This window comes from Streptomyces torulosus, assembly GCF_001419765.1.
In the GTDB taxonomy this organism is placed as follows: Bacteria; Actinomycetota; Actinomycetes; order Streptomycetales; family Streptomycetaceae; genus Streptomyces; species Streptomyces torulosus.
Window position 1 is genome coordinate 64,129 of sequence record NZ_LIRK01000262.1, and the last position, 6,236, is coordinate 70,364.

The 6,236-nt window shown below is 71.4% G+C and carries 4 protein-coding genes and 1 pseudogene; 1 reads left to right on the forward strand and 4 read right to left on the reverse strand.

Annotated elements, in window-relative coordinates:
- The first annotated feature begins 70 nt into the window (after positions 1–70).
- Positions 71–1,654, forward strand: a complete 1,584-nt coding sequence (locus tag AOK23_RS19110; protein ID WP_055713907.1) for a sigma-70 family RNA polymerase sigma factor — start codon at positions 71–73, stop codon at positions 1,652–1,654.
- Positions 1,655–1,768: 114 nt separating this feature from the next.
- On the opposite strand, the pseudogene AOK23_RS45200 reads toward AOK23_RS19110, so the two are convergent.
- The 4 genes and pseudogenes from AOK23_RS45200 to AOK23_RS19130 all read right to left on the reverse strand — a co-directional run.
- Positions 1,769–2,554: pseudogene (locus AOK23_RS45200) on the reverse strand (alpha/beta fold hydrolase); the annotation flags it as partial.
- A 28-nt stretch (positions 2,555–2,582) separates the two neighbouring features.
- On the reverse strand, positions 2,583–3,296 hold the full coding sequence (locus AOK23_RS19120) for an ABC transporter ATP-binding protein (protein WP_055713909.1): 714 nt from the start codon (positions 3,294–3,296) through the stop codon (positions 2,583–2,585).
- Positions 3,293–4,108: an ABC transporter ATP-binding protein gene (locus AOK23_RS19125; protein ID WP_055713910.1), complete on the reverse strand. Its 816-nt coding sequence runs from the start codon at positions 4,106–4,108 to the stop codon at positions 3,293–3,295. Before AOK23_RS19125 ends, AOK23_RS19120 begins: the two co-directional genes overlap by 4 nt.
- The gene (locus tag AOK23_RS19130) at positions 4,105–6,123 is read right to left on the reverse strand and encodes a branched-chain amino acid ABC transporter permease (protein ID WP_055713911.1); all 2,019 of its coding nucleotides are present in this window, start codon (positions 6,121–6,123) and stop codon (positions 4,105–4,107) included. The genes AOK23_RS19125 and AOK23_RS19130 overlap by 4 nt, the downstream gene beginning before the upstream one ends.
- Between the last annotated feature and the right edge of the window lie 113 nt (positions 6,124–6,236).

The following is a 6,236-nucleotide window of genomic DNA, read 5'->3' on the forward strand; positions in this document are numbered from 1 at the left end:
CCCTCCGGATTCACTCCTGGCACACTGGCGCCTCGGCACATCGGCAGGACGACGGGACAGGTGGGACGGGGTGCGCTCGCAGGACAGGCAGGAGCGGCCGGACGCCGCCGTCGTCACGGCGGCGCGGGCGGGCAACCGGCAGGCCACGGAACAGCTGGTACGGGACTGTATGCCGTTGGTCTACAACATCGTCGGGCGGGCGCTGGACGGGCACAGCGACGTCGACGACGTGGTCCAGGAGACGATGATGCGGGTCCTGGACGGGTTGCCCGGACTGAAGCAACCGGATCGGTTCCGGTCCTGGCTCGTCGCCATCACCGTGCGACAGATCCGTGACCGGTGGCGCAGAGGGCGTACCCCGCTCACCGCGGAACCCCTGGAGGAGAACGCCCACGAGTCGGACCCGCGGGCCGACTTCTCCGACCTGACGATCCTTCGGCTCGCGCTGTCGGGCCAGCGGCGTGAAGCGGTGGAGGCGACCCGCTGGCTGGAGGAGGAGGAACGCGAGGTACTCGCGCTGTGGTGGATGGAGAGCGTCGGTGAACTGACCCGCGGCGAGCTCTCGGAGGCCTGCGGTCTCACACCGCAGCACGCCGCGGTCCGGGTCCAGCGGGTCAAGGAACGGCTGGAGACGGCGCGCACCGTCGTCCGAGCCGTGACGGCCTCGCCGCGCTGTCCGGACCTGGCCGCCGTGCTCGCCTCGTGGGACGGGCGGCCGTCCGGGCTGTGGCGCAAGCGGCTGGCACGCCATGTCCGCGACTGTCCGCGGTGCCTGTCGAGCTCGTCCGACCTGATACCGGCGGAGGGGCTGCTGGCCGGCCTCGCGCTGGTGCCGGTGCCGGTCGGCCTGGCCGGCCTGGTGCTCGCCAGGGTGCTGGGGGCGGGCTCGGCCGAGGCGACCGTCGGCGCGGGCACGCGTACGGTGAGCGGTGGAAGCCGTACGGCGCGGACGATCGGCCGGCTCGCCGCCAAGCCCGTGGCGACGGCAGCAGCGGGTGCCGTCACGCTCGCGGCTGCCGGAGTGGCCTGGTACACGGCCACGGGACCGCACGAGCCGGCCCCGCGGCCCGCCGTCGCGGCCCCGCACTCGCCCGCCGCCCCGTCCGCGCCGCCGTCTCCGAGAACGTCCGCCTCACGGACACCGACATCGACACCGTCATCGCCATCGACACCAACATCGACACCGACGTCGGCCCCGGCGACGACCGCTGAGACGCGGTTCGCGGGACGCCATGCCCTGCGGTCGGTCGACAACCCCGGTGGCTATGTGAGCCAGTCCGGCCGACGGGGCGTCCTGGGCCCGGTCGGCGCCACCAGCTCCGCTGCCACCCGGCAGGCGGCCACCTTCACCTTCGTGCCCGGCCTGGCCGACCCCCGCTGCTCCTCACTCAGGGACGCCACGGGCAGGTATCTGCGGCACTACGCCTTCCGCATCAGGCTGGACACCGACGACGGATCCGCCATCTTCCGGAAGGACGCCACCTTCTGCCCCCGTTCGGGTTCGACAGCCGGTTCGGTCTCCCTGGAGTCCTACAACTACCCCGGCCGCTACCTCCGCCACCGGGACAACCTCCAGCTGTGGCTCGACCCTTCCGACGGCACGGCCGCGTACCGGGCCAGCCGCTCCTTCGTCCTCGTGGAGCCCTGGACCTGACACTTGGCAGCTGTGCTCGTCCAGCCCTGCCGCAGTGCGCGAAGTCGAAGGGGCCAGGGCGAGGTTCAGCCAGGCCAGCAGGTCGCTGACGATCTCCTGGCTGTTGGTCTCGTGGAACAACTCGTGGCGCGCCCCCGGATAGATGAGATAGGTCACCTCGGTGAGGCCGGCCTCGCCGTAGCGTTCGACCAGCAGGTTGCTGAGGGACAGGTCGGCGTTCAGCGGGTCGTGATCGCCGACCAGGACGCAGACGGGCAGATCCGCCGGGATGCCCTGGGGCCGGGCGAGGGACGCCGAGGCGAGGGTGATGTCGGCCATGCCCTGAGCGTCGAGGCTGAAGCCGCACAGGGGGTCGGCGAGGTAGGCGTCGACGGCCGGTTCGTCCCGGCTGAGCCAGTCGAACGGCGTGCGGCTGGGCTGGAACGCCTCGTTGAGCGCGAGCAGCGGGTCTCCTCCCTCCGCGGCGGCCTGCGCCTGGGCCGCGAGCATGGCGTCGACCGCGGTGGTGCCGGCCAGGGCGAGTGCGTCGATCAGGTGGGCGTGGTCAAGGACGTACTGCTGCGAGGCGAAGGAACCCAGGCTGTGTCCGAGCAGCACCAGCGGCAGGCCGGGGTGCCGCTCGCGGATGGTCTTCGACAGGGTGACCATGTCGCCCACGAGGCGATTCCAGCCGTCGTCCCCGAGGTGACCGGGCTCGGCGTGCCTGCTCAGCCCGTGTCCGCGGTGATCGTTGGCGTAGACGGCGTAGCCCTGAGCGGTCAGTGCTGCCGCGAGTGGGGCGTAGCGGGCGGCGTGCTCGCCCATGCCGTGGGCGATCTGCACGACGGCGCGCGGTGGGGCGTCCGGTTTCCATCCGTGCACGTGGATCTGGACGCCGTCTTCGCTGTCGAAGGTGAACATCGGACTCCTTCTCTTGGGTACGGCCGGGTCAGGTGTGCTGCTCGCCGAGGTAGCCGGCGATGATCCGCGACTGGTCGGCCCGGAGTTCCCGGGCGGTGGCGTGCGCGGTGATCTCGCCGTGGGAGAGGACGTAGCCGCGGTCGGCGATGTCGAGGGCGAGGCCGACGTGCTGTTCGACGAGCAGCACCCCGCAGCCGGTGTCATCGGCATAGCGCCTGACGATGGGCAGCAACTCCTCGACGATGATGGGTGCCAGGCCGAGGCTGAGCTCGTCGAGCAGGAGCAGCCTGGGGCCGCGGGCCAGGGCCCGTCCCATGGCGAGCATCTGCTGCTCGCCGCCGGAGAGCAGCCCCGCCTTGCGGTCCTGGAGGCGGGACAGGGCGGGGAAGTAACGCTGGGCGGCCGCATGGTCGAGGCGCTCTCCCCGGTGACCGAGGCGCAGGTGTTCCGCCACCGTGAGGCCGGAGAAGATGCCTCGTCCTTCCGGAACGTGGGCGATGCCGAGGCGGGCCCGGGTGGCTGCCGGGATCCTGCCGAGGTCCGTTCCGTTGAAGGTGATCGTGCCGGCCAGGGGGCGCAGCAGCGCCGAGACGGCCTTGAGCGTGGTGGTCTTCCCCGCGCCGTTGGCCCCGAGGAGGGCGACGACCTCTCCCGCGCCCACTTCGAGGTCGATCCCGCGGACGACGGGGGCTCCGTCGTACCCGGCGGTGAGGCCGGCCACCTCCAGGACTGGGGTGCTCATGGTGTCTCCGGGGTGCTGGTGAGGGACGTGGCGGAGCCGGCGGTCGACGTGCCGGACGCGGTGGCGGGCTGGGCGGTGGACGCCCCGAGGTAGGCGGTGACGACGGCGGGGTCGGTTCGGACCTGTGCCGGTGTCCCGGAGGCGATCACCTTGCCGAACTCCAGGACGACGACGTGGTCGCAGATGCCCATCACGAGGTTCATGTCGTGGTCGATGAGGAGCAGCGCGGTGCCGGCGTCGGCGACCGCGCGCAGTCGGCGTCCCAGTTCGGCGCTCTCCGTCGTGTCCAGGCCGGCCGCGGGTTCGTCGAGACAGATGATGCGGGGCCGGGCTGCCAAGGCCCGTGCCACACCGACGAGTTTGCGTCTGCCCTGGGACAGTTCGTGTGCCGAGGCGTCGGCCAGGTCCTCGAGTCCCAGGGCCGCGAGGGCCTGAGGGACAGCGGGGTTCGAGGCCGGGCGGCGTCCGAAGGTCTCGCCGAGCGCGGTCCACCACGTCGAAGGGTCCGCCGTGACCTGGAGGTTCTCCGCGACCGTGAGGTCCTCGAAGAGTTCGCTGCTCTGGAAGGTGCGGGCGAGTCCTCGGCGGGCGCGTACATGGGGCGGCCGTCCGGTCAGGTCCTTGCCGTCCAGTTCCACCCGTCCCCGGGCGGCGACGAGGCCGGTGACCGCGTCCACGAAGGTGGTCTTGCCGGCCCCGTTGGGGCCGATGAGCCCTACGAGTTGGCCCTCGCCGACCTCCAGGGAGACATCGCTGAGCGCGTGGACGCCGCCGTAGCTGACGCCCAACTGCTGGACAGAGAGCACGTTCACGGTGCGACCTCCTTGGCGTCGGCAGAGGTACGGTCGAGGTGGACCTCGGGGGAACCGGCGGTGGACGCGCCGGCCGTCGGTGGTCCTGTCGTGGCCGCGGCGCGTGCCGCCCTCTTCCGGCGATGGGCGGCGCCCGCGATGCCGTCGGGGTTGGCGATCAGCGTCACGATCAGGGAGACGCCGCCGAAGAGCAGGGCCCAGGTCCCCTTGATCCCGAACCACTTGTCCAGCGCGTGCGGCAGCAGCGCCTCGGTGGACATCAGCCCCGCGATCACGGCTCCGGACACCATGGTGATGCCGCCGATGTAGGCGAAACCGATCAGGCCGAGTGCGGCCAGCGCGGTGAACCGGGCGGCGCTGACCGAGCCGAAGTTGTAGCCGTAGAGGGTGCCGGCGGCGCTGGCGATGAAGGAGCTGATCGTGAACGCGGCGATCTTCACGGCCCGCACGTCGACACCGGCTGCCGCGGCGGCGCGTTCGTTGGAGCGGACGGCGAGCATCCGCCGGCCGAGTCCGGTGCGTCTGAGATGGGCGACGTACAGTCCGAGGGCGACGGTGACGGCCAGAACGAGGAAGCCGAACATGGGGCTGGGTTCGTTGCCGTCCAGGCCGCGGAAGTCCGCTTTCGGTCCGAGGTCGATCCCGAACAGGCGCGGCGGGGGTACGGACACCCCGGCCGTTCCGCCGAACGAGGTGTTGTTGAACAGCGCCTGTTCCATGGCCAGGGCCGCGGCCAGGGTGACGACGGCCAGGCTCACACCCCGCACCCGCAGGGCGGAGACGCCCGCGGCCACTCCGAGCAGGGTGGCCAGCACCATCGCGCCGAGGGCGGAGAACGGGAACGGGATCCCCAGCCGGACCGAGAGGTGGGAGAGGACGAAGCCCGCCGTTCCCGAGAGCGCGAGCTGCATCACGGAGATCTGTCCCACGTAGCCGGTGATGACGACGTAGGACAGGACGATGACCATGCCGATCAACGAGTTCGTGAGTGCCTGGCGGAAGTCGAACGGGAGCACGATCAGTGCGGCGGCGCCGACCGCGGTGGCCATCAGGGCGGGACGTAGCAGCCGCTCGGGCAGGGGCACCGCGGGCAGCCGCTGTTCGACGAGTTCACCGCGGCGTGGCAGACCGGCGCCCCGCACGTACAGGGCGACGACCATCAGGGCGAAGACGAGGAGCTGTTGGAGGCCGGGCATGGCGTTGCCGTTGTCGGTGGGGAACCAGCTCTGCGTGGACAGGTAGTAGACGACCGACTGGAGCACTCCGATGAGGATGCCCGTGGCACAGGCGATCCACAGCGAGGTGAACCCGGCGAAGAGGGCGGCGGCCAGGGCCGGGACCACCTGAAGGGGCAGCGTCATGGAGTCGACCTGGACGATGGGCGCGGCCAGGACACCGAGCAGCCCGGCGACCAGGGCGGCCAGGAGTGTGTTGGCCATCGAGACGCTGTTGGGTGACAGGCCTGCCAGGAGAGCGGCCTGTTCGTTCTCCGAGGCCGCGCGGGTGGCCAGGCCGAAGCGACTCCACCGGTACAGGGACCCGAGGACCAGGGCGATCACGATGACCAGTCCGGTCAGGACGAAGCGGTCGGAGGGTGTGGTGACGCCCAGCACGGTGACGGTGCCGGCCGGAAGGATGCTCGGTGCCTGCTGCGGCTGAACTCCGAAGACGAGGAGCACGGTTGCCTGCAGGGTGAGCAGGATGCCGAGGGAGGCCGCGAGTTTGGCCAGGGGCGAGACGGTGCGCAGCGGCTTGAAGACCGCCACCTCCGTGAGCACTCCGACGGCGAGCGCGACGGCGAGGGCACCGGCGAGAGCGGGCCCTACGGGCAGCGTGACCCCGAAGAAACCGGTGGTCAGGGCCCAGAAGGCATAGGCCGAGGCCATGGCGACCGCGCCGGTGGACAGGTTGATGATGCCCGAGCCCCGGTAGGTGACCACCACGCCGAGCGCGATGCCGGCGATCAGTGCCCCCTGGCCGAGGCCGAGCAGGGCGAAGAGCAGTATCTGTTCCAATGCATGACTCCTGTCATGAGCCCGCGAATCCGTGAGTCCGCGCTGCTGAGGCCGCGTCCTGCGGGCGCGCACGGCCTCAGCGGCGGCGGGCGGGCGGGGCGCGCGGCCTCAGC